25 protein-coding genes and 2 rRNA genes (1 of these 27 cut by a window edge) are annotated in these 26,823 nt (G+C 58.4%); 17 read left to right on the top strand and 10 right to left on the bottom strand.

What is annotated here, in order from left to right; all coding sequences use genetic code 11:
* Positions 1-63: 63 nt before the first annotated feature.
* Genes KFE13_RS13770 through KFE13_RS13760 form a run of 3 tightly spaced genes read right to left on the bottom strand, consistent with a single transcriptional unit; the run spans position 64 to position 2,561 of the window.
* A complete protein-coding gene (locus tag KFE13_RS13770) occupies positions 64-720 on the bottom strand; it encodes a 3-oxoacid CoA-transferase subunit B (RefSeq protein WP_260703682.1) in 657 nt (218 codons plus the stop codon).
* On the bottom strand, positions 717-1,430 hold the full coding sequence (locus KFE13_RS13765) for a CoA transferase subunit A (protein ID WP_260703681.1): 714 nt from the start codon (positions 1,428-1,430) through the stop codon (positions 717-719). Before KFE13_RS13765 ends, KFE13_RS13770 begins: the two co-directional genes overlap by 4 nt.
* Before the next feature lie 24 nt (positions 1,431-1,454).
* Complete coding sequence (locus tag KFE13_RS13760; RefSeq protein WP_390891572.1) at positions 1,455-2,561, bottom strand: aldose epimerase family protein; 1,107 nt, start codon at positions 2,559-2,561, stop codon at positions 1,455-1,457.
* A 129-nt stretch (positions 2,562-2,690) separates the two neighbouring features.
* Between KFE13_RS13760 and KFE13_RS13755 the strand changes: the two genes are divergently transcribed.
* Positions 2,691-3,902 carry an SGNH/GDSL hydrolase family protein gene (locus KFE13_RS13755; protein WP_260703680.1) on the top strand — a complete coding sequence of 404 codons (1,212 nt, stop codon included), beginning with the start codon at positions 2,691-2,693 and terminating at the stop codon, positions 3,900-3,902.
* A gap of 46 nt (positions 3,903-3,948) precedes the next feature.
* Positions 3,949-4,413 carry a GNAT family N-acetyltransferase gene (locus KFE13_RS13750; RefSeq protein ID WP_260703679.1) on the top strand — a complete coding sequence of 155 codons (465 nt, stop codon included), beginning with the start codon at positions 3,949-3,951 and terminating at the stop codon, positions 4,411-4,413.
* A gap of 51 nt (positions 4,414-4,464) precedes the next feature.
* Here the strand turns inward: KFE13_RS13750 and ndk are convergent, their stop codons facing one another.
* Positions 4,465-4,881, bottom strand: a complete 417-nt coding sequence (gene ndk / locus KFE13_RS13745; RefSeq protein ID WP_260703678.1) for a nucleoside-diphosphate kinase — start codon at positions 4,879-4,881, stop codon at positions 4,465-4,467.
* Between the two features lie 105 nt (positions 4,882-4,986).
* On the opposite strand from ndk, the gene KFE13_RS13740 reads away from it, so the two are divergent.
* On the top strand, positions 4,987-5,148 hold the full coding sequence (locus tag KFE13_RS13740; protein ID WP_260703677.1) for a hypothetical protein: 162 nt from the start codon (positions 4,987-4,989) through the stop codon (positions 5,146-5,148).
* Positions 5,149-5,362: 214 nt separating this feature from the next.
* On the opposite strand, the gene sucD is transcribed toward KFE13_RS13740, so the two are convergent.
* Both sucD and sucC read right to left on the bottom strand, forming a co-directional pair.
* The gene (gene sucD, locus KFE13_RS13735) at positions 5,363-6,238 is read right to left on the bottom strand and encodes a succinate--CoA ligase subunit alpha (protein ID WP_260703676.1); all 876 of its coding nucleotides are present in this window, start codon (positions 6,236-6,238) and stop codon (positions 5,363-5,365) included.
* Positions 6,238-7,416, bottom strand: a complete 1,179-nt coding sequence (gene sucC / locus KFE13_RS13730) for an ADP-forming succinate--CoA ligase subunit beta (RefSeq protein WP_260703675.1) — start codon at positions 7,414-7,416, stop codon at positions 6,238-6,240. The genes sucD and sucC overlap by 1 nt, the downstream gene beginning before the upstream one ends.
* Before the next feature lie 509 nt (positions 7,417-7,925).
* Between sucC and trpD the strand changes: the two genes are divergently transcribed.
* The 4 genes from trpD to KFE13_RS13710 all read left to right on the top strand — a co-directional run bounded on the left by trpD (position 7,926) and on the right by KFE13_RS13710 (position 11,019).
* A complete protein-coding gene (gene trpD, locus KFE13_RS13725) occupies positions 7,926-8,990 on the top strand; it encodes an anthranilate phosphoribosyltransferase (RefSeq protein ID WP_260703674.1) in 1,065 nt (354 codons plus the stop codon).
* A 54-nt stretch (positions 8,991-9,044) separates the two neighbouring features.
* Positions 9,045-9,407 carry a YbjQ family protein gene (locus KFE13_RS13720; RefSeq protein ID WP_260703673.1) on the top strand — a complete coding sequence of 121 codons (363 nt, stop codon included), beginning with the start codon at positions 9,045-9,047 and terminating at the stop codon, positions 9,405-9,407.
* A 192-nt stretch (positions 9,408-9,599) separates the two neighbouring features.
* A complete protein-coding gene (locus KFE13_RS13715; protein WP_260703672.1) occupies positions 9,600-10,295 on the top strand; it encodes a copper homeostasis protein CutC in 696 nt (231 codons plus the stop codon).
* Between the two features lie 91 nt (positions 10,296-10,386).
* The gene (locus tag KFE13_RS13710) at positions 10,387-11,019 is read left to right on the top strand and encodes a thymidine kinase (RefSeq protein ID WP_260703671.1); all 633 of its coding nucleotides are present in this window, start codon (positions 10,387-10,389) and stop codon (positions 11,017-11,019) included.
* 135 nt (positions 11,020-11,154) lie between these two features.
* Here KFE13_RS13710 and KFE13_RS13705 read toward each other — a convergent pair whose 3' ends face one another.
* The gene (locus KFE13_RS13705; protein ID WP_260703670.1) at positions 11,155-12,729 is read right to left on the bottom strand and encodes a tannase/feruloyl esterase family alpha/beta hydrolase; all 1,575 of its coding nucleotides are present in this window, start codon (positions 12,727-12,729) and stop codon (positions 11,155-11,157) included.
* A gap of 106 nt (positions 12,730-12,835) precedes the next feature.
* On the opposite strand from KFE13_RS13705, the gene KFE13_RS13700 reads away from it, so the two are divergent.
* From KFE13_RS13700 to KFE13_RS13670, 7 genes are all read left to right on the top strand, one after another.
* The gene (locus tag KFE13_RS13700; RefSeq protein ID WP_260703669.1) at positions 12,836-14,182 is read left to right on the top strand and encodes an energy transducer TonB; all 1,347 of its coding nucleotides are present in this window, start codon (positions 12,836-12,838) and stop codon (positions 14,180-14,182) included.
* A gap of 79 nt (positions 14,183-14,261) precedes the next feature.
* Positions 14,262-14,798 carry a superoxide dismutase family protein gene (locus KFE13_RS13695; RefSeq protein WP_260703668.1) on the top strand — a complete coding sequence of 179 codons (537 nt, stop codon included), beginning with the start codon at positions 14,262-14,264 and terminating at the stop codon, positions 14,796-14,798.
* Positions 14,799-14,873: 75 nt separating this feature from the next.
* The gene (locus KFE13_RS13690; RefSeq protein ID WP_260703667.1) at positions 14,874-15,674 is read left to right on the top strand and encodes an RNA polymerase sigma factor; all 801 of its coding nucleotides are present in this window, start codon (positions 14,874-14,876) and stop codon (positions 15,672-15,674) included.
* A 59-nt stretch (positions 15,675-15,733) separates the two neighbouring features.
* Positions 15,734-16,690, top strand: coding sequence for a zf-HC2 domain-containing protein (locus KFE13_RS13685; protein ID WP_260703666.1), 957 nt, complete (start codon positions 15,734-15,736; stop codon positions 16,688-16,690).
* A complete protein-coding gene (locus KFE13_RS13680) occupies positions 16,687-17,925 on the top strand; it encodes a B-box zinc finger protein (protein WP_260703665.1) in 1,239 nt (412 codons plus the stop codon). The genes KFE13_RS13685 and KFE13_RS13680 overlap by 4 nt, the downstream gene beginning before the upstream one ends.
* A 6-nt stretch (positions 17,926-17,931) precedes the next feature.
* A complete protein-coding gene (locus tag KFE13_RS13675; RefSeq protein ID WP_260703664.1) occupies positions 17,932-19,902 on the top strand; it encodes a DUF4097 family beta strand repeat-containing protein in 1,971 nt (656 codons plus the stop codon).
* A gap of 231 nt (positions 19,903-20,133) precedes the next feature.
* Positions 20,134-21,651 carry a sulfatase-like hydrolase/transferase gene (locus tag KFE13_RS13670; RefSeq protein WP_260703663.1) on the top strand — a complete coding sequence of 506 codons (1,518 nt, stop codon included), beginning with the start codon at positions 20,134-20,136 and terminating at the stop codon, positions 21,649-21,651.
* A 113-nt stretch (positions 21,652-21,764) separates the two neighbouring features.
* On the opposite strand, the gene KFE13_RS13665 is transcribed toward KFE13_RS13670, so the two are convergent.
* Positions 21,765-22,199: an ExbD/TolR family protein gene (locus KFE13_RS13665; protein ID WP_260703662.1), complete on the bottom strand. Its 435-nt coding sequence runs from the start codon at positions 22,197-22,199 to the stop codon at positions 21,765-21,767.
* 142 nt (positions 22,200-22,341) lie between these two features.
* Between KFE13_RS13665 and KFE13_RS13660 the strand changes: the two genes are divergently transcribed.
* The 3 genes from KFE13_RS13660 (at position 22,342) to KFE13_RS13650 (ending at position 24,351) form a co-directional block, all read left to right on the top strand.
* The gene (locus KFE13_RS13660) at positions 22,342-22,722 is read left to right on the top strand and encodes an MGMT family protein (protein WP_260703661.1); all 381 of its coding nucleotides are present in this window, start codon (positions 22,342-22,344) and stop codon (positions 22,720-22,722) included.
* A gap of 350 nt (positions 22,723-23,072) precedes the next feature.
* Complete coding sequence (locus KFE13_RS13655; RefSeq protein ID WP_260703660.1) at positions 23,073-23,594, top strand: hypothetical protein; 522 nt, start codon at positions 23,073-23,075, stop codon at positions 23,592-23,594.
* Between the two features lie 55 nt (positions 23,595-23,649).
* The gene (locus tag KFE13_RS13650) at positions 23,650-24,351 is read left to right on the top strand and encodes a DUF899 family protein (protein ID WP_260703659.1); all 702 of its coding nucleotides are present in this window, start codon (positions 23,650-23,652) and stop codon (positions 24,349-24,351) included.
* A gap of 123 nt (positions 24,352-24,474) precedes the next feature.
* On the opposite strand, the gene rrf is transcribed toward KFE13_RS13650, so the two are convergent.
* Both rrf and KFE13_RS13640 read right to left on the bottom strand, forming a co-directional pair.
* A 5S ribosomal RNA gene (gene rrf, locus KFE13_RS13645) occupies positions 24,475-24,591 on the bottom strand.
* A gap of 148 nt (positions 24,592-24,739) precedes the next feature.
* Positions 24,740-26,823: ribosomal RNA gene (locus tag KFE13_RS13640) — 23S ribosomal RNA — on the bottom strand; it runs 862 nt beyond the window's last position.

Below are 26,823 nucleotides of genomic sequence, written 5' to 3'. Positions count from 1 at the left end.
TTCATACACAGCACACCATCCTGCTTTCAGGAGCTTCCCACAGAATTCAGGGACAAATAGTGACTATTGAATCGTCATCTTTTGTAACTGAGGAGAGATCATAAGCTTTGCCTCCGTCCTCTTCTGTACCTCTTCCGGGTTAATCCCCTCGGCAATCTCCATAAGTACCAGTCCATCCGCAGTTACAGAGATCCATCCCAACTCCGTCACAATATCGTGCACCACCCGCGTACCCGTCAGGGGCAATGTGCATTGCTTCAAAATCTTCGGCTCGCCTTCCTTCGTCTGATGTTCCATCGCAACAATCACGCGCTTGGCGCCGGCCACCAGATCCATGGCGCCCCCCATCCCCTTCACCATCTTGCCGGGAATCATCCAGTTCGCCAGATTACCCTGCTCATCCACCTGCATCGCACCCAGAACACTCATGTCCATGTGGCCGCCGCGTATCATCGCAAATGACTCTTCGCTGCCAAAGTACGAGCACCCAGCCAGCTCCGTCACCGGTTGTTTTCCTGCATTAATCAGATCAGGATCGGTATGCGCCTCATCCGGTGGAGGCCCCACACCCAGCATCCCATTCTCCGACTGAAAGACCACATCAATGCCCGGCGCCAGATATGAAACAACCATCGTTGGCAGGCCAATGCCAAGATTGACGTAAAACCCATCCTGCACCTCGCGCGCTATCCTGCGAGCAATCATTTCCTTGCCGTTCATCCCGCACCACCTGCCTGCTGCGCCTTAATAAATTTCGACTCAATCGGCTTCACGTAACGCTCGCCAACGACCACGCGCTTCACATAAATCCCCGGCGTCACAATGTCGTTCGGATCAAGCTCGCCCGGCTCCACCAATTCTTCCACTTCCGCAATCGTCACCTTCGCCGCAGTCGCCATAGCCGGATTGAAGTTCCGTGCCGTCTTCCGATAGATAAGATTCCCCAGCCGATCACCCTTCCACGCTTTGATCAACGCATAATCCGCATGCAACGCTGTTTCCAGTACATAGGTACGATCGCCAATCTGCCGCATCTCCTTGCCTTCTGCAACGACAGTCCCCAGCCCCGTCGGCACATAAAACGCAGGAATCCCCGCGCCCCCAGCGCGAATCCGTTCGGCCAGCGTTCCCTGAGGCACCAGCGTCAGGTTCAACTCGCCGGCGATTACCATCTTCTCCAATTTGCGGTTCTCACCTACATAGCTGCCGATATGCGAAGCGATCATGCCCGCCTCCAACATCAACCCCATGCCGAAGCCGTCAACCCCCATGTTGTTGCTGATCGTATGCAAGCCCGTAATGCGTCGCTTCACCAACGCAGCAATCAGGTTCTCTGGTATGCCACATAACCCAAAGCCCCCCAGCATAATCGTCGAATCCGACGCGATATCTGCAACCGCAGCATCCGCCGATGCCACAACCTTGTTCATGCGTGTTGCCTCAAATCCTGCCTGCTACTTTTCAACCGAAAAAGTGAATGTCGTCATGCTGTGACGAGTCTGCCCTGCCTTCAACTCTGTCGTCGGAAAGGAAGGATGATTGGGTGAGTCCGGAAAGTGCTGCGTCTCAAGGCAAAGTCCCGTGTTCTTCCCATAAACCACACCATTCGGCCCATGGAACGTGCCATCCAGAAAATTACCGGTATAGAACTGCACACCCGGCTCCGTCGTCGTCACCGCAAGCACACGCCCCGTCACTGGATCATGCACCCTGGCCGCGGTCTTGATCTCTCCATTGGATCCGCGCAGAACCCAATTCTGGTCATAGCCTCCCGCTAGCTTCAGCTGCTCAAAGTTGTCGTTGATCCGCTTGCCGATGACTACCGGCTTACGAAAGTCCATCGGCGTACCTTCCACCGGGGCCAGCACTCCCGTTGGAATCAACCCACTATTCGTCGGCGTATATTTGTCCGCCGCAATCATCATCTCTTCATCCAAAATCGTCCCACTCCCCACGCCACCAAGATTGAAGTAGCTGTGGTTTGTCAGGTTCACCACCGTGTCCTTATCTGTCGTCATGCTGTAGTCGATCCGCAGCGCATTGTGATGCAGCGTGTAACGGACATGTGCCGTCAGCGTTCCCGGATACCCCTGGTCGCCGTCCTTGCTCACCAATGTCATCTCGACGCCTTCAGCCACCTCGCGCGCCTTCCACACCAGCTTGTCGAACCCAACTGTGCCGCCATGCAGCGAATTCTCGCCATTGTTCTTCGGTACTTCATACGTCTTCCCATCGAGCGTGAACTGTCCATGCGCAATGCGATTTCCATAACGCCCAACGACCGCGCCGAAGTACGTCTTTCCATCCGCGAGATAACCAGCTAACGAGTCGTACCCCAGCACAACATCGCCCACCTTACCAGCCTTGTCCGCTGTCTTCACCGAAACCAGCCGCGCACCGTACGTCATCACGCGCGCTTCCACCGCATCGCTCTTCAACGTATAAATCTCGATCGCTGTTCCATCCGGCGTGTTTCCAAATGCAGCCTTCGTCACGGCACCATGAGCCTGTATCGCCATCGTCATGCCAACCACCATAACCCCCAGCGTTCGAATCGTCACTCCCACACCTCGCATGCATCAGCCAACTAACCAAGCCACTATACTTCACCAATCATCCGCCGGAAAACCCGCCAGCCTCAACCATTGAGATACCATGAGGGCGTCGATCATCTCTGAGAAGGGACCTTCATGAACCTGGTAAAACTCGCCGCCTCCTGCCTGCTCTCACTCTTTTTCTGCATTGCTGCCTCCGCCGCCCCCCCCGACCACTGGGTCGGCACCTGGGCCACCGCTCCCATGGCGCAGTCCAACGCTGAAGGCAAATATGGCGCCGCCGACACCACCTACCGCGAGATCGTCCACACCTCCATCGCCGGTGATGCCGCTCGCGTCATCTTCACCAACGAGTTCGGCCTTGACCCCCTCACCATCAACGCCGCCTATATCGCACTCAGGACCACTGGCAACGAAATCGACACAACCTCCGCGCGCCCACTCACCTTCGGCGGCAGCACCTCCATCGTCATTCCTCCCGGAGCATTAGCTGTCAGCGATCCGGCCGCCCTGAAGCTCGCTCCGCTCTCCGATGTTGCCGTCAGCTTCGTTGTCCCGGCCCAGCCTATGAAGCAGGTTTCGCAACACAGCTTCGCCGATCAAACGAGTTATGCCGCCCCCGGCAGCGTCTCCGGAGCCAGGTCCTTCGACACTCTCTCCGAGATCACCAACTGGCCCTTCCTCAAAGGCATCGACGTACGCACCAACGGCGACTCCGCCGCTATCGTCGCCTTCGGCGACAGCATTACCGACGGCGCTCGCAGCACCAAAGACGCCAACAAGCGCTGGCCCGACATCCTTGCCCAGCGCCTGCAGGCCGATAAGAAACTTCGCAACCTCGGCGTCCTCAACCTAGGCATTGGAGGCAACCGCGTCCTGCACGACAACGCCGGCCCCAGCGCCCTCGCCCGCTTCGATCGAGATGTGCTTGCTCAGGCCAGCGTCAAATACCTCATCATCCTTGAAAGCATCAACGACATTGGCCACGCAGCCGATCCCACCAAACCCTACGACATCGTCACCGCCGAAGACCTCATCCAGGGACTCAGCCAACTTGCCACTCGCGCCCACACCCACGGCATCAAGGTCTACGGCGCCACACTCACCCCCTACGTCGGAGCCAAATACTCCTCCCCAGCAGGCGAAGCCATGCGTCAGGCCGTCAATAAGTGGATTCGTACCACCAGTGTCCTCGACGGCTTTGTCGACTTCGACAAAGCGACACAAGATCCAGCCAACCCAGCCGTCTTCTCCTCAACCGCCGACGGAGGCGACCACCTCCACCCTGGCGACGCAGGCTACAAAGCCATGGGCAACTCTATCGACCTGAAGCTATTCACAAAATAACCTCTTCTCGCATCGCAGATCGTCCAATAGTTGAGAGGCTTATTTCATGCGAGATCGATCTGTCAGGCAGGCTGAGCTGGTGGATATAGCAGAGATTGCGGCTATGTGCGCTCTTCTCTGGACCGATGGCACAGAAGACGAGTATCGTCGCGAGATTGCGCGCCTCCTCAAAACGAAAATGTGTGGCCCCCTGCCCGCCACCGTCTTCGTGGCTCAGGATGCAGAAGGAAATATCACGGGGTTCGTTCAAGTGGGGCTTCGCTCCCATGCAGACGGTTGCGATTCGGAACACCCAGTCGGCTTCCTCGAAGGCTGGTTCGTCAAGAAGCAGTTCAGGCGGCAGGGGATAGGAAAGGCGCTCGTCGATGCAGCAGAAGCTTGGGCTCGTAGTCACGGATGCAGAGAGATGGCATCCGATACCTGGATCGAAGAAACAATCTCATTGCACGCTCACGAAGCCCTGGGCTTCGAAGTCGTCGACCGCTGTATAACTTTTCGGAAACCGCTTTAAAGCAATAAAGGCAGCCGCCGGTCAGCAGCTGCCTTTATCTCTTGAAACGACTTACTTCAACTCAAACCCAGCAAAGAAGTACCCGATCTCAAATGCCGCTGTCTCCTCGGCATCCGAACCGTGGATCGCATTTTCGCCAATCGAAGCCGCAAACTTCTTGCGAATCGTTCCCTCCTCGGCCTTAGCCGGATCGGTCGCGCCCATCAGCTTGCGCAGATCGGCGATGGCATTGTCCTTCTCCAGAACCATCGGGAAAATGGGGCCCGACGACATAAACTCCGTCAGTTCGCCAAAGAACGGACGCGCCGCGTGAACATAGTAGAAGCCCTCTGCCTGGGCCTTCGAGATCGAAACCTTCTTGATCGAAACAATCTTGAATCCGGCCTTCTCAATTTCGGCCAGGATGGCGCCCGCGTGGCCCTTCTTGACCGCGTCCGGCTTGATAATGCTGAATGTGCGCTGTGACAACGTAGCTCTCCTTGCTGTTTTCTGCTTCATTTAGTGTAAAGCAAGCGCTCCTATGACGCGGCTGGGGCATGGCGCGTCCAAGTCAGGAAGAGGCATCCTAACTGTATGAAGAACTTCGCCTGGATATGGTTCGTCGGATGCGCCGCCTGGCTCGCCAGTGGCCTCATCGCCCTGCGCCAGCACGCCTTCCAGCACGCCCAGCTGTCCATTCTGGTTGCCATGGTCTTCCTCGCCGCAGGCTTCTTCTATCGCCGCCAGCAACGATAAATCTCCATCTCCCCCCAAAGTGTCATTCCGAGCGAGCCACAGGCGAGTCGAGGAACCCCGCATTTTGCTCGTGGAACCACCAGTTTCGCCCACCTACAAGCTGGGTACTCTCTCAGGCGGCTTCATCGCCAGATGGCTGCAGAATTCCGTCGAAAAAGAAGAAAGGGCACAGCCAAAGCCATGCCCTTCCATTCACCAACAATTAACGAATGAACTAAGCCTTACCCAGCACCTTCGCCATGGCATCGCCAATCTCAGCGGGCGATTTCACCACAGTAATTCCCGCTGCAGTCATCGCTTTCATCTTCTCCGCAGCTGTGCCTTCGCCACCCGAGATAATCGCACCCGCATGGCCCATCCTGCGCCCGGGAGGCGCCGTCTGCCCCGCGATAAAGCCAACCACCGGCTTCTTCACATTCTCCTTGATATACTTCGACGCAGCTTCCTCCGCCGTACCGCCGATCTCGCCGATCATGATGATCGCCTCGGTCTCCGGGTCCTCGTTCAGCAGCTTCAGCGCATCGATATGCGTCGTGCCGATGATCGGATCGCCGCCGATACCAATCGCCGTCGACTGGCCAATGCCGCGCTGCGTCAGCTGATACACCGCTTCATACGTCAACGTACCCGACTTCGACACAATGCCCACTGAGCCTTCCTTGTGAATGCGTCCCGGCATGATACCGACCTTTGCCTTGCCCGGCGAGATCACACCCGGGCAGTTCGGCCCGATCAATCGTGTCTTCGACTGACGCACCACATCCCACGCCTTCACCATATCCAGCACCGGAATGCCCTCGGTGATGCAGATCACCAGTGGAAGCCCCGCAGCTGTCGCCTCCAGAATGCCGTCCGCAGCAAACGGGGGAGGCACAAAGATCACCGACACATTCGCACCCGTCTCCCGCACTGCCTCTTCGACCGTGTTGAACACCGGCCAGCCTTCATGCGTCGTACCGCCCTTCCCCGGCGTCACCCCACCCACAACCTTCGTGCCGTACTCCGCGCAGGCCTTCGCATGGAACGTACCCTCACGCCCCGTAATACCCTGCACGATCAGCCGCGTATTCTTATCCACCAGAACTGCCATTACTTACCACCTTTCGCAGCGGCAACTGCCAAATCGGCAGCTTCCTTCATCGTTGCGCCCACCTCAAACTTCAGTCCGGACTCCTTCAGAATCTTCCGGCCCTCTTCCACATTCGTGCCCTCAAGCCGCAGCACGATCGGAAGCGTCACATTCAGCTTCTTAGCCGCAGCCACAACGGCTGTCGCCAGCACATCCACGCGCAGAATGCCGCCGAAGATATTGATGAAGATCGCCTTCACATTCGGATCGCTCAGCAGAATGCCGAACGCATTCTCGATCTGCTCCTGGTTGGCGCCGCCGCCCACATCGAGGAAGTTCGCCGCCTTGCCACCCGCGTACTCGATGATGTCCATCGTCGCCATCGCCAGACCGGCTCCGTTCACCATGCAGGCAATCGAGCCATCCAGCTTGATGTAGTTCAGCGCAAACTTCGAAGCCTCCACCTCAAGCGGATCTTCCTCGCTCAGATCGCGCAGCTCCTTCAAATCCTTATGACGAAACATCGCATTGTCGTCGAAGTTGATCTTGCAATCCAGGGCGAGCAGCTTGTCGTCCTTCGTCGTGATGAAGGGATTAATCTCCATCAGTGTCGCGTCTGTCTCCACAAACGCCTTGTAGAGCCCCAGCATGAACTTCACGGCGTCATTGATCTGCGTTGGCTTCAGGCCGAGTTTGAACGCCAGCTTCCTCGCTTGATACGGCTGCAGCCCGATGCCCGGCTCAATATATTCCTTGAAAATCTTCTCCGGAGTCGCATGCGCGACCTCCTCGATCTCCATGCCGCCGGCCTGCGAAGCCATAAACACCAACCGCGCCGCCGCGCGATCCAGCACAATGCCCAGGTAAAGCTCACGATCGATCGCCGAACCTTCCTCGATCAGCAGACGCTGTACTTTCTGGCCCTGCGGCCCCGTCTGGTGTGTCACCAGCTGCATGCCGAGAATCGCTTTCGCCGCCGTCGACGCATCTGCCAGCGACTTCACTACCTTCACACCACCGCCTTTGCCGCGGCCGCCAGCATGAATCTGCGCTTTCACCACAACGACAGGATTGCCCTTATCGAAAAGGTCCTTCGCTGCCCGGTCCGCCTCCTCCAGCGTCTGAACCATCTCGCCGCTGGGAACCGGCACACTGTACTTCCGCAGAATCTCTTTTGCCTGATATTCGTGAATTTTCATAGATGTCTTGTGAACTCCACCCGCGCGAAAAGTGTAGCGGAGCAAAACATCTACCTGCAATGCAAAGTGCGAACAACAGTGCGGTTATCGTTCCCCGCCCGCTGGAACCATCTCCGACTGCTCCAGAGCACTCCCCGTCGGAGACTCAATCGGGCGCTCAGACTCAGGCGACCTCTTCGAAATAACATGTCTCCGATGATTGCCAGACCTATGCGTCGCCATCATCATTGGCAACCGCTGCTCCATCGGTTTGGTCACAAGTTGTTTCGGTTGGAGAACGATATAAGGAACAACCTCCACAGAGGAATATTGGCGGCAACAATAAAAACAAAAACTTCCCTTCACAAAGTTGCACGTTTTTTCTGTTGCCTTGCAAAGACAAGTGGCTACTATCCAAATTCACCTCCCAAAATGGAATAAATTAAACGAAATCAACACTTCGTTATTGCCGATTCCCAGTGTGGAACTGGGTTCAGAGTTCCTCTGAGATTTCAAGTATCCTCAAGTCAATGCCCGCACATCCCCATCTCAGGCACGTCATCGAGAGCCGCGCCACGCTTACGCGCGAACAAGCCAGCGAAGTACTCCAGCAGATCCTCGCCGGCAACCTCTCCGAGATCGAGATCGCCGCGCTCACCGCAGCACTTGCAGCCCGTGGCGAAACCCCTGCCGAGCTCGCAGGCTTCGTCGACGTCATGCGAGCCAATGTCACCGCAATCCCCCTGGCAGAAGACGAGCGTCTTCAACTTGTCGACACCTGCGGCACCGGTGGCGATGGCTCCCGCACCTTCAACATCTCGACTGCCTCCGCCCTCGTTGCCGCAGCCGCCGGAGCCACCACCGCCGGGGCCAAAATCATGGTTGCCAAACACGGCAACCGCGCCATCACCTCACAGACCGGCTCAGCCGATGTTCTCGAAGCTCTCGGTATCCCCGTCGGCCTCTCTCCCGATCAGGCTGCACAGGCTCTGCGCCAGCATCGCTTCGCCTTCCTTCACGCTCCTGCGCTTCATCCAGCCATGAAAGCCGTGATGCCCGTGCGCAAAGCCATCGGAGTCCGCACCGTCTTCAATCTCCTCGGCCCCCTCACCAACCCTGCAGGAGCTTCGGCGCAGGTCATGGGAGTCTATTCCGCTCACGCCGTCGCACTCGTCGCCGAAGCCATGGCTCTGCTCAATACACGCCATGCCTTCGTCGTTCATGGAACAGCGGAAAACGCCGATAATTCCACCCGCGGACTCGATGAAATCTCCATCTCCGGCCCCACCCACATCGCCGAAGTCCACAACGGCATCGTCACACTCTCCACTCTCACCCCCGAAGACGCCGGGCTGACCCGCGCTCCCCTCGAATCGCTCGTTGGAGGCGATGCGTACACCAACGCGCAGATCCTCACTGCCATCTTTCACGGAGAGCCCGGCCCGCGCCGCGATATCGTTCTGCTTAACGCTGCCGCCGTACTCGTCGCGGCTGACCTCGCGCCCGACATCCCCACCGGCGTCGCTCTGGCGGCCCGTACTATAGATTCAGGCGCTGTCACGGAACTCATCGCCTCGCTCGCGCGTAACTCCTGACACACGAAGTCAGGTATCCTCTTCCTGACTTCCGTAAAGGAGTGCATCGCGCAAATGTCAACCTACCCTCCGCCACAACTCACCATCGATCCTGCACTCATCACCTCGGCACTTGAGCTGCCTGGCTACCGCGTCGTCCGCAACCACGGCATCGTACGCGGCATTGTCGTCCGCTCCCGCAACATCTTTGGAACCCTCGGAGCCGGCCTGCAGACCATGCTCGGCGGAGACATCACCATCTTCACCCAGCTCTGCGAAAAGACGCGCCAGGACTCCTTCGCCATGATGGCCCTCCACGCTGGACAACTCGGAGCCAACGCCGTCATCGCCTTCCGCTACGACGCCAACGAACTTATGAACGGCGTCACCGAGGTCCTCGCCTACGGCACCGCTGTCACCGTTGAACGAATCGTCTGATTCCAACCCATTGGACAGCCGCGGGACTCTCCTTCCACCCGCGGCCTCCCGCATCCATCCCAGCGCCTATGATCCCGTCATAGCGTGAGAACTTCTCAAACATCGTTAGCGCAAATCAATCGGCGATGCTTCCTCGCCGCATGTGGCAGCTTCATACTCGCTCCATTCCCTGCCGAAACACATCCCGCCATCATGCTCGAAATCATTGCCTCATCGGCTGAAGAGGCACGCATCGCCGCTGCTGCAGGAGCCTCACGTATTGAGCTGGCTATCGATCTCAACCAGGGCGGCCTCACCCCACCGGCAACCATGGTGCGTGAGACTCTCGACACCGTCTCCATCCCCGTACGTGTCATGCTGCGCGAAAACAGAGGTTTCGGCATCCTCAATCAGGACGAGCTGGCATCCATGGTCCGCAAAGCCCGCGAACTCGACGCCATGAAAATAGATGGCCTCGTCCTGGGCTTCATCCGCAACGGCGGACTCGATCTCGACGCTGTCAATGCAATCACCGCTGCGGCTCCCAATACGCGCATCACCTTCCATAACGCCCTCGAGAGAACAGTCTCCCCAACTGGCACGCTAAAAGCATTGCGCTCCATCCCCCAGATCGACACCGTCCTTGTACATGGAAGCGGCACCACTCCCGAAGCACGTACCCAAAGCCTTCGTGAGTACGCACACCTCTGGCAGGACGACCACCGTAAGCTCCTCGTCAACGGCTATCCCATCAGCGAGCTGCACACACTCCGCAGCCAGAATCCCTTCATCCAGCAATTCCATCTCGGCTCACAGGTCCGAACACCCGAGGCGCCACTGCCCATCGGCCACCTCGACGCCTCCAAGATTTGCGCCGCAATCCGCACCCTGCACACCGCACACAACTAGCCTTGCTCAGGCTCCTCCACCCGCTCAAAAGTTTCGCCTCAGATATCCACGCCTCCAATATTTACGATAACTATCGAGAGGCCGTCCCCATATGCAACCCACCAACATAGGCCGCCACGAAGTCGGCCGGCTCGAGATGATCACCGGCCCCATGTTCTCCGGCAAGTCCGAAGAACTCATCCGCCGCCTCAAGCGAGCACGCATCGCCCGTCAGCGTGTCGCCTGCTTCAAGCCCGACATCGACCTCCGCTATCACCGCACCGCCATCGCCAGTCACAGCTCACAGACACACGACGCAGATACCATCCCTCCGTCCAGCGATCGCCTCCGCGAAGAGCTTTTCACCAATAACAAGATTCATGAAGTCGATGTCATCGGCCTCGATGAGGTCCAGTTCTTCGACCACCACCTCATCCCGTTCGCCCTCGAGCTCGTCCACCTCGGCAAGCGCGTCATCCTCGCTGGCCTCGACACCACCTTCGCCAACGAGCCCTTCGGCCCCGTCCCCAACCTCATGGCGCTCGCCGACGAGGTCACCAAGCTCTCCGCCGTCTGCATGACCTGTGGAGCTCCCGCCATCCACACCCAACGCCTCGGACAAAGCCAGGAGCTCGTCGTCGTAGGAGCCGCCGGACTCTATGAAGCCCGCTGCCGTGCCCACTTCCAGCCCTACATCGACGAACACCAGAGCGAGCAACTCGAGCTACCCACCGTCAGCAGGTAGACCCAGCTCGAAGACCCACTGGACACTCGATTACAAAAAAACTCGATTACAAGAAATAAGGGGTGTCACCTCGACCGAAGCGCAAAGCGGAGAGATCGATTTTCTCTACCCGTACATCACGAAGCCAACAATCACTCACTTCGCCACACAAGCAAAGCTCCCTGCCTTCGCTACATCACCCTTCCCGTCATACTTCGCCACCTGCGGGTAAGGACACAACGGACGCGACATCACCACCGCTCGCGCTGCACCTTCGCCCGCCGATTTCTCCGCCGTCAGCACTCCAGGAGCCATCCCCTTCTCCGTCCACTGCTCCAGCGCCGTAAAGATGTCGTGTTCTGCATCCCCGCGTGCTCCCATCCCCTGGCCGAACTCTGTCGCCCCCGGCCCAAATGCGCAGTGCTGCATCCCCGGCACCAGATACAGACGCATGGCACTCTCCGTCTTCGACGCACCTATCGTCTTCGTCACGCCTTCGTAGTAGTGGATCGACATCGTCGCCGGAATTGCCGGATCGTTCCAGCCGTGATACATCACCAGCTTGCCGCCGCGTGCAACAAACGGCTCAAGGTTCGTGTCCTTTGAGTCCAGCGCCTCCGCCGTCTTCTCCAGCGACAGCTTGTAATCGCGATCGAACATGAACTCGCTCGCCTTCCACCCCGGCCTGCCATAAACAAAGTTCGAATAGAAACCCTCGCCGAAGAACGGCATATTCGACCCCGGCTGATCGCCCGCAATCCACTGCGCCCATCCCTGCGGCCCATCTTCCGCTCCCGGTTCCAACCCCTTCAACACAACCCTGCCCGCATCATCCACCGGCCCGCGATAGATCCTCTTCACGGTCTCCACCTGTGCAGGCAACAGACAGTTGCTGTTATCGGCCGCCTTGCACGCAATCACAGCAGGATCGAAGCGGCACGCGCGCGGATCGTTGATCACGCCATCCTTCACGCCGTCCTTTGCATCGCACGCAGCATTCACCGCCGCAGCCAGCGCAGGCACCTTCAATGCGGGAAGAAAATTCTCCGCCGACGCTCGCATCCACTTCGTGTTCTCCGCCGCGCCTGCCATCAACCCTGTCCAGTTATAAGCCGGAGCGCCCGCAAGAATCCCGTCATAATCCTCCGGAAACCGCTGTGCCTCCATCAGCGCCTCACGTCCTCCATCCGAGCAGCTCGTGAAATATGCCTTATCCTGCGGCTTGCCATAAAAAGCCCGTATCAGCTCCTTCGCCTGAACTGTCATGTCATGCACAGCACGCCATCCGAAGTCCTTCACCTTCTCCGGATGCCCCAGAGCAAACTCCGGCCTCCCTCCCACATGGCCCGTATCCGTTCCCACCGCCGCATACCCCTGCCGCACCGACTCCGCCATCGCACCCAGATAGATCGTGCCCGCAAACCCGCCATTCCCCTGGGCGCGCAGCCTGCCGTTCCACCCATCCACCGGCAGCCAGACCTCTGTCTTGATGTCTGAATCCTCCGAAGGCCTGTCCGTCACCTGCACACGACAGAACGCAGGCATCGTCCCCGCATTTCTCACCTTCATCGCATCTAGCTCAGGCTGAGTCGCCAGCCCTGCGTGCGTCACCTTCGCCTTATTGAGTACCACAGTAGTCATGCCCTCACACCGCGTCGCCGAACCCTGCTGTCCCCACGCCTGCACACTGCACGCAGTCGCCATCATTAGTCCCAAAGCAATTCGCTTCATCAAGAACTCTCCACAGAACGCACTAAATTACACCACACGGTAAGACACGAAGCAGTGACAACATTTCGCTTGTCTTTCGGCTCATTGATTCCGAATAATTGCTCCTATGCAACGCAACATGTTCGCGTGGGCTCTTTTTCTTTCTTTGTCTGCCTCTCTCTCATCGCAAACACCGGCACCAAAGTTCGTTGCCATTCCTCTTGCAGATGTTCTTCCTGCAGCACTGGCGAATTCCTCGCTTACTGCGCCGAAGGCAAACCCTTTTCATATCAAGCTCAAGGTTCGCGATGTCTTTGATGAAAACTCCCCCATGCAGGCTGAGATCGAGGAATACTGGCTGTCTCCTACACTCTGGAAGCGTATTGTTACCGCGCCAAATTTGCATCAGGTCACTACGCGCAACGCATCAGGGCTGCATTATGAGACGACCGGCGATTACTTTCCCCAATGGCTCACGCTGTTTGTCGGCGGGATTGAAGATCCTGTTCCGGTCGACCGCTGGGGTCAGCCCGGACTACATCTGCAACAAAGGGAACTCGGCTCCGGCGTACCCCCTGTCGCTTGTGCGGCAGTGAATATTCACCTCACTGAAGCTGTCGCTCCGCTCGCCACTCTGTGCTTCTCCACGCTCAAAAATCCTCTTCTCCCGTTGATTACAGGTCCCGGCTACGAGATAGAGTTCAACAATTACCAGCGTTTTGGCGATAAGTCTGTCCCTCACCTCTACATCTCGCGCCTTCCCAATACTCTGCTTGCCGGAAAGGTTGAACTTCTGGAGCCGACAAAAGAGATGGAAGACTTCTTTGCTACACCAGCTTCTGCGACCGATGTTAACCCTCTTGCTTCCATTTCGATTGCGGCTACGACCGTCCAGAAGATGGCGAGACCACACCACGATATCGCATGGCCTTCCGTGGCTAAAGGAAAGACATCAGGCACCATCACTCTGCTTGTATCGGTCGATAAGCAGGGAGCGACAAAGGAGGTCTCCGTACTGGACTCCGACAATGTCCGACTCAATCAATTTGCTCGCGAACAAGTGCTGCAATTTTCATGGATGACGGCAAAAACCAAGACAGGCGATCCGGTTCAGATAACCGGTCCGTATACATTACCCTTTCAGACAACGACCAAGGATCAGCCTGAAATACCCGTGTTTGAAACTCTGCCGGTAAATGTCATACAGAGCCGGGCTCTTACGCAAATAAAGCCGATATACCCCGCGAGCGCCCAGGTGCAGCACCTTCAGGGAATGGTCTACCTCTCCGCCGAGATTGCCACCGATGGCTCTATCTCCCGTCTCGGGGTGATCGAATCGTCTAATCCGTCTTTCGAAAAAACCGCACTGGATGCCGTCAGGCAATGGAAGTATCAGCCGTTCCTTTTGGATGGCATTCCTGCGAAGGTGATTACCACAATCAGAGTATTGTTCGGTACAGCCAACCGGTTCTAAGTTATTCTGTTGCTGCTGGTTTCCCCTCGGCATGTTTGAGCATCTCAACCAACAGCGACTCTTCAGGAGAAACAAGTCGATGCGCCTTTCCGCAGCAATTCTCGCCATCAGCCTCGTAGCCGTTCCCGCCTTTGCCAAGACCAAGCCCCTCATCGTCGACCTCAAAACCTCCGACGGCAAGGACGCTGGCACCGCCGCCTTCTCCAGCTCCAAGGACAACAAGCTCGTCATCAAGCTCAAGCTCAAGAACCTCCCCATGGGCGAGCACGCCGTCCACATCCACCAGAAGCCCCTCTGCGAAGCCCCTGACTTCAAGTCCGCCGGCGGCCACTTCAACCCCGACGCCAAGCAGCATGGCCTCCAGAACCCCATGGGCCACCACAACGGCGACCTGCCCCAGAACGTCACTGCCGGAGGCGACGGCACCGCCAACGCAACCTTCACCGTCGATTACCTTTCGCTCGACCCCTCTTCCCCCAACTCCATCCTGGCCAATGGCGGAACCTCCATCATGGTCCACGAGAAGGCCGACGATATGAAGACCGATCCCACCGGCAACGCTGGCAACCGGATCGCCTGCGGCGTCATCATGGCACCCGCCCCGACCGCCAAATAACAGTTCCTAACTCAAATATTTCAATCTCTTGACAACCATGTGAACAACTCCCGTCGCCCATGCGTATAGAAGCGCATGGGCGTTCTTCACATGGCGATTCCGGCTCCCCGGCACAGCATCTCCCCGAGGAGCGCCCGCAGGCCCGCACAACACGTGCAGGTTATTCGTTCTACTCCCGATAACCCACAACGGGAGACGGCTTTAACAGGCCCCCGACGCGGTACACTCGTACAGCCGTCGAAGTCCGTTGAGGTTACATTGGAGCGCACCCCCGAACAGGAAGCCGCACAGGAAGCACTCGCCAGGCTGGTCCGTCAGTGTCTCGCTGGCGACTCCCAGGCCTGGCAGCAGCTTGTCGTCTCCCAGCATCGGCGCATCTATGCCATCTGCTATCGCTTCACCGGGTCCTCCACCGACGCCGAAGACCTCACGCAGGACGTCTTCCTCAAGCTCTATAAGAACCTTGCCAGCTTCGACCTCCAGAAAGGCAGCTTCCAGACCTGGATCACGACCCTGGCCCGCAACCTCCTCGTCGATCACTTCCGCCGCACCCGGCTCGACCGCGCCTCCGATTCGCTCGACGCCACCTTCGACGGGGACGAGGACGGCCCCACCCTGGCCGAGCGCCTCGCCGACCCCCGCGAATCGCAGGAGAAGCACGTCGCCTCCCTCCAGCTCAAGGGACGCATCCAGGACGCCCTCAAACAGCTCTCGCCCGAGCTTCGCGAAGCTGTTATCCTTCGCGATCTTGAGGACATGGACTACAAAGAAATTGCTCAGGTTTTACGCATTCCTGAAGGCACGGTAAAGAGCCGTATCAGCCGTGGCCGGGGGGAACTTGCAAGACTGCTACAACGTATAGAAAAACAGGTATAGAACATTAGAAACACTTGAAATAGAAAGTTAGAAATACAGTTGAAAGAGAGGTGGTAAAAGTGGCCGAGTTCAAGGAGTTCAATCAGTTCGGGAGCGCAAAGCCTGCGGGCTTCCAGTGCGCCCACGTCGAGGCCATGCTGGCCGACGCGCTCGACCATACTCTCTCGGCGGACGACCAGGCCACCTTCGACCTTCATCTGGCCAGCTGCGCCGACTGCTCCCGTATGTACAAGGACGCCCGTCGCGGAGCCGACTGGCTCGTCATGCTCAAGACCCCGCAGCCCGAGCCCAGCCCGGCCCTGCTCGATCGCATCTTCGCCGCAACCAGCAACGCCAGCCGTACCGCCGAACTCCCCGTAGCCGACGTCCGGCCCAACACGCTGCTGGGACCGGTACTCGTTCCCGCGGCAGTCTCCGCCGCGCCGGCTGCCTCCGGCAACGTCGTCCCCTTCCGTCAGCGCGTCGTCAATGCCTTCCGTGTCCAGGCCCTGCGGCACAACTTCATGCAGCCGCGTCTGGCGATGACGGCGGCCATGGCCTTCTTCTCCGTCGCGCTTACGCTCAACCTCACCGGCATTCACGTCACCCAGCTCAAAGCCAGCGACCTCAAGCCTTCCAGCCTCCGCCGCAGCTTCTACGATGCCAACGCCCGCTTCGCCCGCTCCATCGACAACCTCCGCGTGGTCTACGAGCTCGAATCCCGCGTTCAGGACCTGCAGCGTCACGACGACTCGACCCCGGCACCAGCCCAGAACACCCCGGCCCAGGATTCCAATCAGAACAGTCCCTCCGGCGATCAGAAGAACGAAGACCAGAAGGCGCCCGGCCAACAGAAGCAGCCTGCACCGCGTTCTCGCTCCGGCTCCAGCCGCAGCGAAGCCCCGCGGCCGACCCTTCAATACACGGCCTCCGCAGAGCAAGGCACATCCCCCCGGCCTGCAGCTCCGCGTGAACAGATTTCGCTTCTCTCAACTCCCAACGTCTTCAGGTATCACCAGCAAGGGGGACAGGCATGAACTGCGCCAACCATCCAGAGCGGGAACGAACCGCCTTCTGCCAGAACTGCGGCAAGGCACTCTGCCCGGAGTGCACCCGTATCGTAGGCACGGCTGTCTTCTGCGAGCCCTGCCTCGCCTCTAAACTCTCCGGCGCGCCACCGTCTGCTGGCGCAGGCCCGTCTGCCTCCGCGAACTTCGGCAACAGCTACGCCTATCCTGACCTCAACGGCAGCTATCCGCCTCCGCCCAGCGGAGCGGTCCCCCCATCCCCCGGCTCCTCCAATCCCGGCCTCGCCGCCCTGCTTGGCTTCATCCCCGGCGTCGGCGCGATGTACAACCAGCAGTACGCCAAAGGCATCGTTCACCTCATCATCTTTGCCGTCCTCGTCTCGCTGACCGATCACCATGACGTCTTCGGCCTCTTCGTAGCGGGCTGGATCTTCTATCAGGTCTTCGACGCCTACCAGACAGCAGTCGCCCGCCGCGACGGTCTGCCGCTACCCAACCCATTCGGATTCAACGATATCGGTGAGCGCCTCGGCTTCGGTAAGTCATGGGGCGCTGGATCGTCGACCCCATACACGGCTCCGGTCGCTGCCTATGCGCCTCCTCCGGCCGACCCGAACACGCCTCCTGTCGTGGGAGTTCCCCCACAGCAGCCATGGGAAACCCCCTGGGCCAATTACGTTCCCCCGGCCTCGAATCCATACGTGAGCACGCCTCCGGCCTTCGACCCGAACAGTGCTCCTCCCTTTGTCCCCCGCAATCGTTTCCCCGTCGGAGCCATGTGGCTCATCGGCCTCGGCATATTCTTCCTCGTCGGAAACTCCGGCATCTTCCGTGTGCTTCCCATGCAGATCCTCTTTCCGTCCTTCCTTATCGGGCTCGGTGTCTGGATCTTCTACAACCGCATGACCGCTACAGGCCCCCTCGGCGACGACGGCACCCCCTACTACCGCATGCGTCTCGCCAGCGCCATGCGCGGCTCCGTCTGGATCATCCTCGTCGGCATCATGTTCCTGCTCTCTAACCTCCACATCCTCTCCTGGGGACATAGCTGGCCTCTGTTCATCATCGTCGCCGGCGTTTTGATCCTCGTTGAGCGCACAGCCTTCGCCTCCTCCTCCGCTCCGGCTTACTATCCGCCGCCGCCCTATCAGGCCCCGCCCGCTGCCAGCTCTTCCACAACCTCCGTCGTCCCACCTGCCCAGCAGGACGAGACTCCGAATCCGTTCAATCAGGAAGGGCGCTAGACAGCCATGGCAAGCCAACCACCACCGTATCCGCCACCTCCCGGCCAGTATCCTCCGCCCCAGGGCGACTGGCGCTACCAGCGCCGCGTCCTCAGGGAGCAGGCCCGTATGCAGCGTGACTACTACCGCGCGCAACAGGCCGCCTACCGCGCCCAGGCACGTGGCTCCCGCCGTACCTCGATCGTCGGCCCTCTGCTGCTGATCGCCGTCGGCGTCGTCTTCCTGCTCATCCAGACCGGTCGCATCTCCTCCATGTACTTCTGGAGCTGGTACTCCCGCTGGTGGCCCGCCGTCCTCATCTCCGCCGGTATCATCATGCTGCTCGAGTGGGGATGGGACCGCTATGCCCACGCCGATGATCCCCAGTTCCGCCGCCGTTCGCTTGGTGGAGGTGTCTTCTTCCTCCTCATCCTCTTCGGCATCGTCGGCGCTGCCTTCAACGGCTTCCACAACGGAGTCTGGGGCCGCAACTTCGCTATCGATCCCGACAACATGGACCAGTTCCTCGGCGACAAACACGAGAGCGATCAGACCTTGGTTCAGGCCCTGCCCGCCAATCACAGCATAACCGTCGACAATCCGCGCGGTGATATCTCCATCGCCGGCACCAGCGACGATAATCAGGTCCACATCGACATCCATAAGCAGGTCTATACCCGCTCCGACTCCGAGGCCGACTCCCGCGCCCAGCAGCTCAGCCCCAAAATCGAGACGCTCGACGACACCGTTAAAATCACGCTTCCCTCCATCGAGGGCAGCCGCGCCGACGTCACCATCACCGTCCCGGCCACCGTCGCCTCCACCGTCTTCTCCAACCGGGGAGACGTCCACGTCGCCTCCATCAAGGGACCCGTCAACGTCACCGCCAACCACGGCGATGTCACCATCACCGGCATCACCGGCCCGGTCCTCACTCGCATCAACAACGGAGACTCGTCCTTCTCCTCGCATTCGGTCACCGGCCCCGTCACCGTTCAGGGCCGCGCCCGCGATGTCTCCTTCTCCGAGATCACCGGCCCCGCCAACATCGACGGCGAGTTCTTCGGCACCACGCACCTCCAGCACATCACCGGCAATATTCGCTTCCACACCAGCCGTACCGAGCTGCGCTTCGCCCGCCTCGACGGCGAGGTCGAGATCAGCCCCAACGCCGACCTTCAGGCCGACCAGCTCGTCGGGCCCCTGACGCTCACCACGCGCAATCGCAACATCACCCTCGATCGCGTCGCAGGCGACGTCTCCGTTACCAACCGCAACGGCTCCGTCGACGTCACCAGCGCTCCTCCGATCGGCAACATTTCCGTCGAAAACCGCAACGGCTCCGTCAGCGTCACGCTACCTGAAAAAGCCGGGTTCACCGTCCAGGCCGAAACCACCAACGGCGACCTCGAAAACGACTTCGGACTCGAAGAGCAGAGCAGCGACAACTCCAACCGCAAATCCTACTCCGGCACCGTCGGCAAAGGCGGCCCGCTCGTCCGCATCAACACCACGCAGCAGGACGTCAGCATCAAGAAGGCCGCCGTCGCTCCTCTGCCTCCGACTCCGCCGCCACCACCACCCAAAATCTCCATGCGAGACGGTGGCGACTCCGTCAACATCGGCAAAGAGGGCGTCAACATCACCAGCGCCGACGGCTCCGCAGTCATCATCGACAAGAGCGGACTCCGCATCACCACCAACGTCGATGGATCGTCCGTCTACGCCAACAAAGGAACCCGCCTGACCACCAATGCCGACGGCACGAAGATCTACTCCGGCCCCGATGGCACGCAGTACACCAGCAACGCCGACGGCTCCAAGATCTACGTCGGCAGGGACGGCACCAGCATTCGCATCAACGCGGATGGATCGAAGGACGCCCGCAGCCCCAGCGGCCATGCCCTCACCGACGCAGAGATCAAAGCTCGCCTCGCTCAAGCCGAAGCCATGATCAAACAAGCCGCCGCTCAACGCGACGCGGCCATCCACCACTAAGCCATCTCCAGCCTCCGCCGCAGTTCTTCCAGTCCATCGGCGGAGGCTGGTCCGCCGTCCTCGCCTCGCTTAAAAGCGCCTCGCTTCAAGCGAAGCCCTCGAGATCGCGATACTGGCCCAAAAATATGGAACTCCACCAGGCTCCGATGGAGTTCACTGCACCACCGTCACCTATACCTTCCTTTTGACTATGATGGCTTCGAACAGTTCTTCGGATCGGAGCCACACACGTTGAAGCGCAGAGACCTGCTGAAATCGCTCGGAGCCCTCACCGCCACCTCTGCGATCACAACCCACCCTGCTGAAGCCGCCACCCCGCAACACCTCGCAGAACGCCCCAACATCCTCGTCTTCCTCACCGACGATCATGGCCAGTGGCTGCAGCAGGCCTATGGGAACTCCGAAGTCCACACTCCCAATATGTCCCGCATCGCACGCAACGGGGTGCGCATGGACAATGCCTTCACCACCAGCCCCGTCTGCTCACCCGCACGCGCCAGCTTCTTCACCGGACGCATGCCCTCGCAGCACGGCATTCACGACTGGATCGAAGAATCGAAACAGGCCTACGCCTTCCCCTGGCTCGAGGACCAGACCCTCATCTCGCAACTTCTCCACGATGCCGGATACCACACCGGCCTCGTCGGCAAGTGGCACTGCGGCCACGAGCGTACGCCGCATCCTGGCTTCGATTTCTGGTTCTCCTACTGGGTCAACCAGTATCCGCACACCGGCAAGCAGCAGTTCTCCGACAACGGCACGCTCGTCACCCCCGATGGCCTCCAGTCACCTCTGCTCACCGACCAGGCGCTGCGCTTCCTTCACACCCACTACGAAACCAAATCCACGGCACAGAAACCCTTCTTCCTCTTCGTCGGTTATACCGACACCCACTCCCCCCACACACAAATGCCCGACGAGATCGTCGCCCTCTACCGTGACGCCACTTTCCGCGACATACCCCGCGAGCCCTTCGCAAACGTCCACGGCAAGCCGCTCCTCCCTGTCACCGCCGATGCCGCAGCCGAACGCGCGAAGCACCAGCAGTACTACGCCGCAGCCACCACCATCGACCGCGAGATCGGCCGCGTCCTCGACCATCTCCAATCCATCCACCAGCTCGACAACACACTCATCGTCTACACCGGCGACCACGGCCTCAACGCAGGCCATCACGGCATGTGGGAGAAAGGCAACGCCACCACCCCGCAAAACTTCCTCGACGAATCCATCCGTATCCCCTGCGCCATCTCCTGGCCCCGCGGAGGAATCACGCAGAATCTAACCTCCGACCTCCCCGTCAATCACTGCGACCTCTTCGCCACGCTGCTCGAAGCCGCGCAGGCCACACCATCACCCCAACAGGCGCAGAAGATCAACTCTCCCGGCCGCTCCTATCTGGCTCACCTGCGCGGCCAGCCATCCACCGCACCCATGCGCGAAGACGACACAGTCATCTGCGAGTACGGCAATGCCCGCATGATCCGCAGCCGAGGCTACAAACTCATCCTCCGCTACCCCTACCAGGGCGTCACCTTCCCCAACGAGCTCTACGATCTCAAGGCCGACCCACGCGAAACCATCAGCCTCTACAGCCAGTCGCAATACGCTGCCATCACCGAATCGCTCGCCGCACAGCTCAGCCAGTACTTCGCAACCTACACCACACCCCAACACGACGGCCTGCACCTCGACCAGCAACCCCTGGCCACACCCGCCAGCCCCTGGCTCGCCGCTCTAAAAACCTAAGCCAGCAAACCTCCCATACAAAATGGGGTATTTCCAAAAAGAAGTGTCATTCCGAGTGAGCGCAGCGAACCGAGGAACCCCCGCATTCCTCCCGTACCGGCACAACATCTCACTCAACGAGAAGATGTCAGCCCGGGCGTCATAATCCCAATGTTGTTCACACCCGCCCGATGTGCATCGTCGATCACCTCAGCCACCGCCGAAAAATCTAAATCCGCATCACCCTTAATGAACATTACCTTGTCACCGCGATTCGCAAATATCTCCGCTAGCTTCGGCTCAATCGCCGCCTTATCGAAGGCGGTCTCATTGATCCTGTACGTCGCGCCATGCATGCCATCGGCAGCAATCTGAACAACAATCGCATCCGGCGTCGTCTGCGCTTTCTCAGGAGCCTTCGGCGGCTGAGGAACCAGGGCATCCAGCCCCTGCGTCGTCTCAGGCTGTATGACCATGAAGATAATCAGCAGTACAAGAAGCACATCAATCAGAGGAGTTACGTTGATCTCCGAGCTCAATCCTCTGCTCCCATCCGATGTCATGCCCATGCGCTCACCTCTTATGAGCTTTTTGACACCACTCTCCAACACAAGGTTCCCGAACGCGCACCTCACGAAGAGGACAGGCCCTTAAACCAATGCAGGGCTCCCACGCATAAGGGAGCTCTGCAAAACTTGATACATTCCCTTCATGCGCCCCGGCCCCATCCCGCAGGATCTCAAACGCCGCATCCTCAAAGACGTTCTCCGCAAAAACGAGTCCCGCGATGATGCCTTCCGCCGCATCATCCGCTCCGTCCCCAAAGGGAAGGTCTCCACCTACGGCAAGGTCGCCGCAGCCGCTGGCTATCCGCTCTACCATCGAGCCGTCGCACGCCTCCTCCGCACCGAACCCCTCCATGGACTCCCCTGGCAACGCATCGTCGGAGCAAATGGCGAGATCAAACTGCGCGGCGAAGCAGCAGCAGAGCAGAGATTACGACTGCAGATGGAAGGTGTTCGCTTCCGCGGCAAACGCGTCAACATGACTCTCTACGAACACCAGCTGCGCAGTTGGGAAGCACTACCCTAAATCCCCGCAACGCTGCTCGCGTGTTGGGGGAGGGTCAGAGAGGACCGATGGCCCCACACCGCCGGCCATAGCGAAAACCTGTCAAGCCCCCTAAAATTGCAACTCCCTCATTCCAAAGCAAATAAACCTTCAAAAATCTGCCGATTAGTTTCCCCCGCTTCGTTACACTTAAATCAGCTCACAGAAAGCCCCGGGACATCCCATCCGGGGCTTTCTCTTTTGGAATCAATATTTTTACCCGTAAACCACCTGCATTCAATATTTTATCCTGTGCAAATCGTATAAACGACTGCAACAAAAAGGTTTACAAGAAAAGGCCCCCGGGGGGGGGCCATTAGGAGAAACGACACATGCGAGTCTCACTCTGCCGGCACCTCAAGACCAACGGAACACAATGCCAGTCTCCGGCACTTGAATACAGCAACTACTGCTTCTTCCACGACCGCCTTCACGAACGCCACAAAAACTACCGCTTCAGCCGGACCACCGAGCGCGGCCTCGTTCCGCAGCATGACGTCAAGCTCCACGCTCTTGAAGACGCCGAATCCATCCAGCTCGCCATCTCCATCGTCGTCAATGAACTCGCAACCGGACAGCTCCGCCCCAACATCGCCTCCGCGCTCCTCTACGGACTTCAGCTCGCCTCAGCCAACCTCCGCAATCTTCCTCCAAAGCCGGCCCCCCAGGATCTCGTCCGCTCCGTCGCCACCACCAACGACGGCCTCACCATCGCTCTGCCAAAGACCTACGCCGAACTCGAAATCGCCAGCGAATCCGCTTTGGCTTCGCCGCATACGCCACCGCAACTGCCTCACGAATCTGTGACGAACCGAGCACCTGCATTGGCCCCAAACACCATCTCAAACGAATAAAGCGTCGCCCGCAAAAACCGCCAGGTACGACTCGATCCAACACAAAGGAGATTCGATGGCCAGCTCCACACCGCTCACTCCAGCTGCAGAACTCGCGGCGAAAAATAGAGCGCACTTTCCAAACGAAAGTCCCGAATATCGCAAGGCACGCAACGCCCTTTTAGCCGAAGAGATCGAGCTTCGCCGTCATATCGAACGCGTCGCCGAGATGCGCCGCGCCATGCCGCTTGGCGGAGAGCTTCCTGAGGACTACATCTTCGAAGGAGAAAACGGCTCCGTGCGATTCTCCGATCTCTTCGGCGATAAACAGTCGCTCGTCATCTACAGCATGATGTTCGGCCCGCAGCGCGAGCGCCCCTGTCCCATGTGCACCGCCATGCTCACCTCATGGGATGGTATGGCAAAGAACTTGCGCGAGCGCGTCGCCATCGCAGTCACAGCGCGCTCACCGATTGACCGCATTCTCGACTTCAAAAAAGAACGCGGTTGGCGCTATCTTCCTCTGTATTCCGACGGAACAGGCGACTATACCCGCACCTACGTCAGCGCCGAAGACGGCGACGTTCCCGGACTCAGCATCTTCACACGCCGCGACGGCAAAATCTATCACTTCTGGTCTGGCGAAACGAGTGGTGAAATGGCGGATCCAGGTCAGGACCCGCGCGGAGCTCCGGACCCAGATCCTCTGTGGAGCGTCTTCGACCTGACACCAGATGGCCGCGGAGGAAACTGGTATCCCAAACTCGAATACCGCTAAACAAGGTTGGCACTCCGAGCTATCCAGCAAACTTATGTATGCGAAGAGACATCTGCAGGATTTGCAGAAAACAATACCTGCAGAAACAGAAAGCCCCATCCGAAGATGGGGCTTTCAAAATTATGCCGGCGATCACCTAATCTCCCACACACTTACGCGTGCAGTACCATCGGCCCAACGAGGCTTAACTTCCGTGTTCGGGATGGGAACGGGTGTGACCCTCGCGGTAAACTCACCGGCAAATTGTCGAACTCGCTCGCGCGATCGTTCACAACTGAATAGATTGAGCAGACATTTACCAAATTTGCGTATTACGTAGTCTTTATAACTACAAAGCTTGTATTGAGTTTCTCTAGCGCGAATGTTCTTTCTGCGCAGAGTAAATTCTATGGACAAGCCGAACGGGCGATTAGTACTGGTAAGCTACACACATTACTGCGCTTCAACCTCCAGCCTATCAACCAGGTGGTCTTCCTGGGCCCTTCATTTCCCTTACGGGTTGGGAGATCTCATCTTAGAGCGTGCTTCCCGCTTATATGCATTCAGCGGTTATCACAACCGAACTTCGCTACCCAGCCGTGCCTTTGGCAAGACAACTGGAACACAAGAGGTTCGTCCATCCCGGTCCTCTCGTACTAAGGACAGCCCTCTTCAAATCTCCTACGCCCACAGCAGATAGAGACCGAACTGTCTCGCGACGTTCTGAACCCAGCTCACGTACCACTTTAATAGGCGAACAGCCTAACCCTTGGAACCTTCTACAGCTCCAGGATGTGATGAGCCGACATCGAGGTGCCAAACCATTGCGTCGATATGAACTCTTGGCAATGATCAGCCTGTTATCCCCGGCGTACCTTTTATCCGTTGAGCGATGGCCCTTCCATACAGAACCACCGGATCACTAAGGCCTGCTTTCGCATCTGCTCGACTTGTAGGTCTCGCAGTTAACCACACTTATGCCTTTGCACTCGACGGTCGATTTCCAAACGACCTGAGTGTAGCTTCGCGCGCCTCCGTTACAATTTAGGAGGCGACCGCCCCAGTCAAACTACCCGTCTTACTATGTCCCTCTCCCAGATCATGGGAGGAGGTTAGAATCACAACAATCGCAGGGTGGTATCTCACCGTTGGCTCCACCGAATCCGAGAATCCGGTCTCAAAGCCTCCCACCTATCCTGCGCAGCAATTGCCGTAACTCACAGTAAAAGTATAGTAAAGGTGCACGGGGTCTTTTCGTCTAGCTGCGGGTAACCGGCATCTTCACCGGTACTACAAGTTCGCCGAGCAACTCGTTAAGACAGTCGAACGATCGTTACTCCATTCGTGCAGGTCGGAACTTACCCGACAAGGAATTTCGCTACCTTAGGACCGTTATAGTTACGGCCGCCGTTCACCGGGGCTTCAGTTCGAAGCTTCGAGCTTGCGCCCTAACCTCTCCCTTTAACCTTCCGGCACCGGGCAGGAGTCAGCCCCTATACGTCGTTTTAGACTTTGCAGAGACCTGTGTTTTTGTTAAACAGTCGCCGTTCGCATTTCGCTGCGGCCACGAGAGGCTATGAACCTCCGTGGCGACCCTTCTCCCGAAGTTACGGGTCTAATTTGCCGAGTTCCTTAACAAGCTTTCACTCGAGCGCCTTTGGATATTCTCCTCGTCTACCTGTGTCGGTTTGTGGTACGGTTCCCAACTATTCTTCTTAGAGGTTTTTCTCGGCAGCGTGAAATCAGCAGCTTTCAGCCATACGGCTTACTGCTTTGCGCCTCACTGTTAAGTCTCTCCGGATTTGCCTAGAGAAACCAGCTTACGCGCATCGAACCTCATAGCCATAGGAGGTCCTGCTTATCCTTCTGCGTCACCCCATCGTCAAACGACAGTTGGGAGGTCCGGAATATTAACCGGATGTCCATCGCTTACGCCTTTCGGCCTCAGCTTAGGGACCGCCTAACCCTGAGCGGATTAACCTTCCTCAGGAAACCTTAGACTTTCGGCGGGAAGGGTTCTCACCTTCCTTATCGCTACTTATGCCGGCAGGGTCTCTTCTCAACGCTCCATCAGTCTTCTCAGTCTGACTTCATCGCTGTGAGAATGCTCTCCTACCACGCACACAAAGTGTGCATCCGCTGCTTCGGTGTACAGTTTTAGCCCCGTTGTATTGTCGGCACCGGACCTCTTGACCAGTGAGCTATTACGCTTTCTTTAAAGGATGGCTGCTTCTAAGCCAACCTCCTGGCTGTCTGAGAGTTCCGACTTCCTTTCCCACTTAACTGTAACTTGGGGACCTTAGCAGGCGGTCTGGACTGTTTTCCTCTCGACTGTGAAGCTTAGCCCCCACAGTCTGACTCCCGGGCTGGTTGTAATCGGCATTCGAAGTTTGGCTGGATTCAGTAAGCCGGAAAGCCCCCTAGTCCAATCATGTCTCTACCACCGATCCAAATCACCCGAGGCTAGCCCTAAAGCTATTTCGGAGAGAACGA

Source organism: Edaphobacter flagellatus (genome assembly GCF_025264665.1).
Lineage (GTDB): Bacteria > Acidobacteriota > Terriglobia > Terriglobales > Acidobacteriaceae > Edaphobacter > Edaphobacter flagellatus.
Note: the sequence above shows the minus strand (reverse complement) of the source record. Positions and strands in the feature narration are given on the sequence as shown.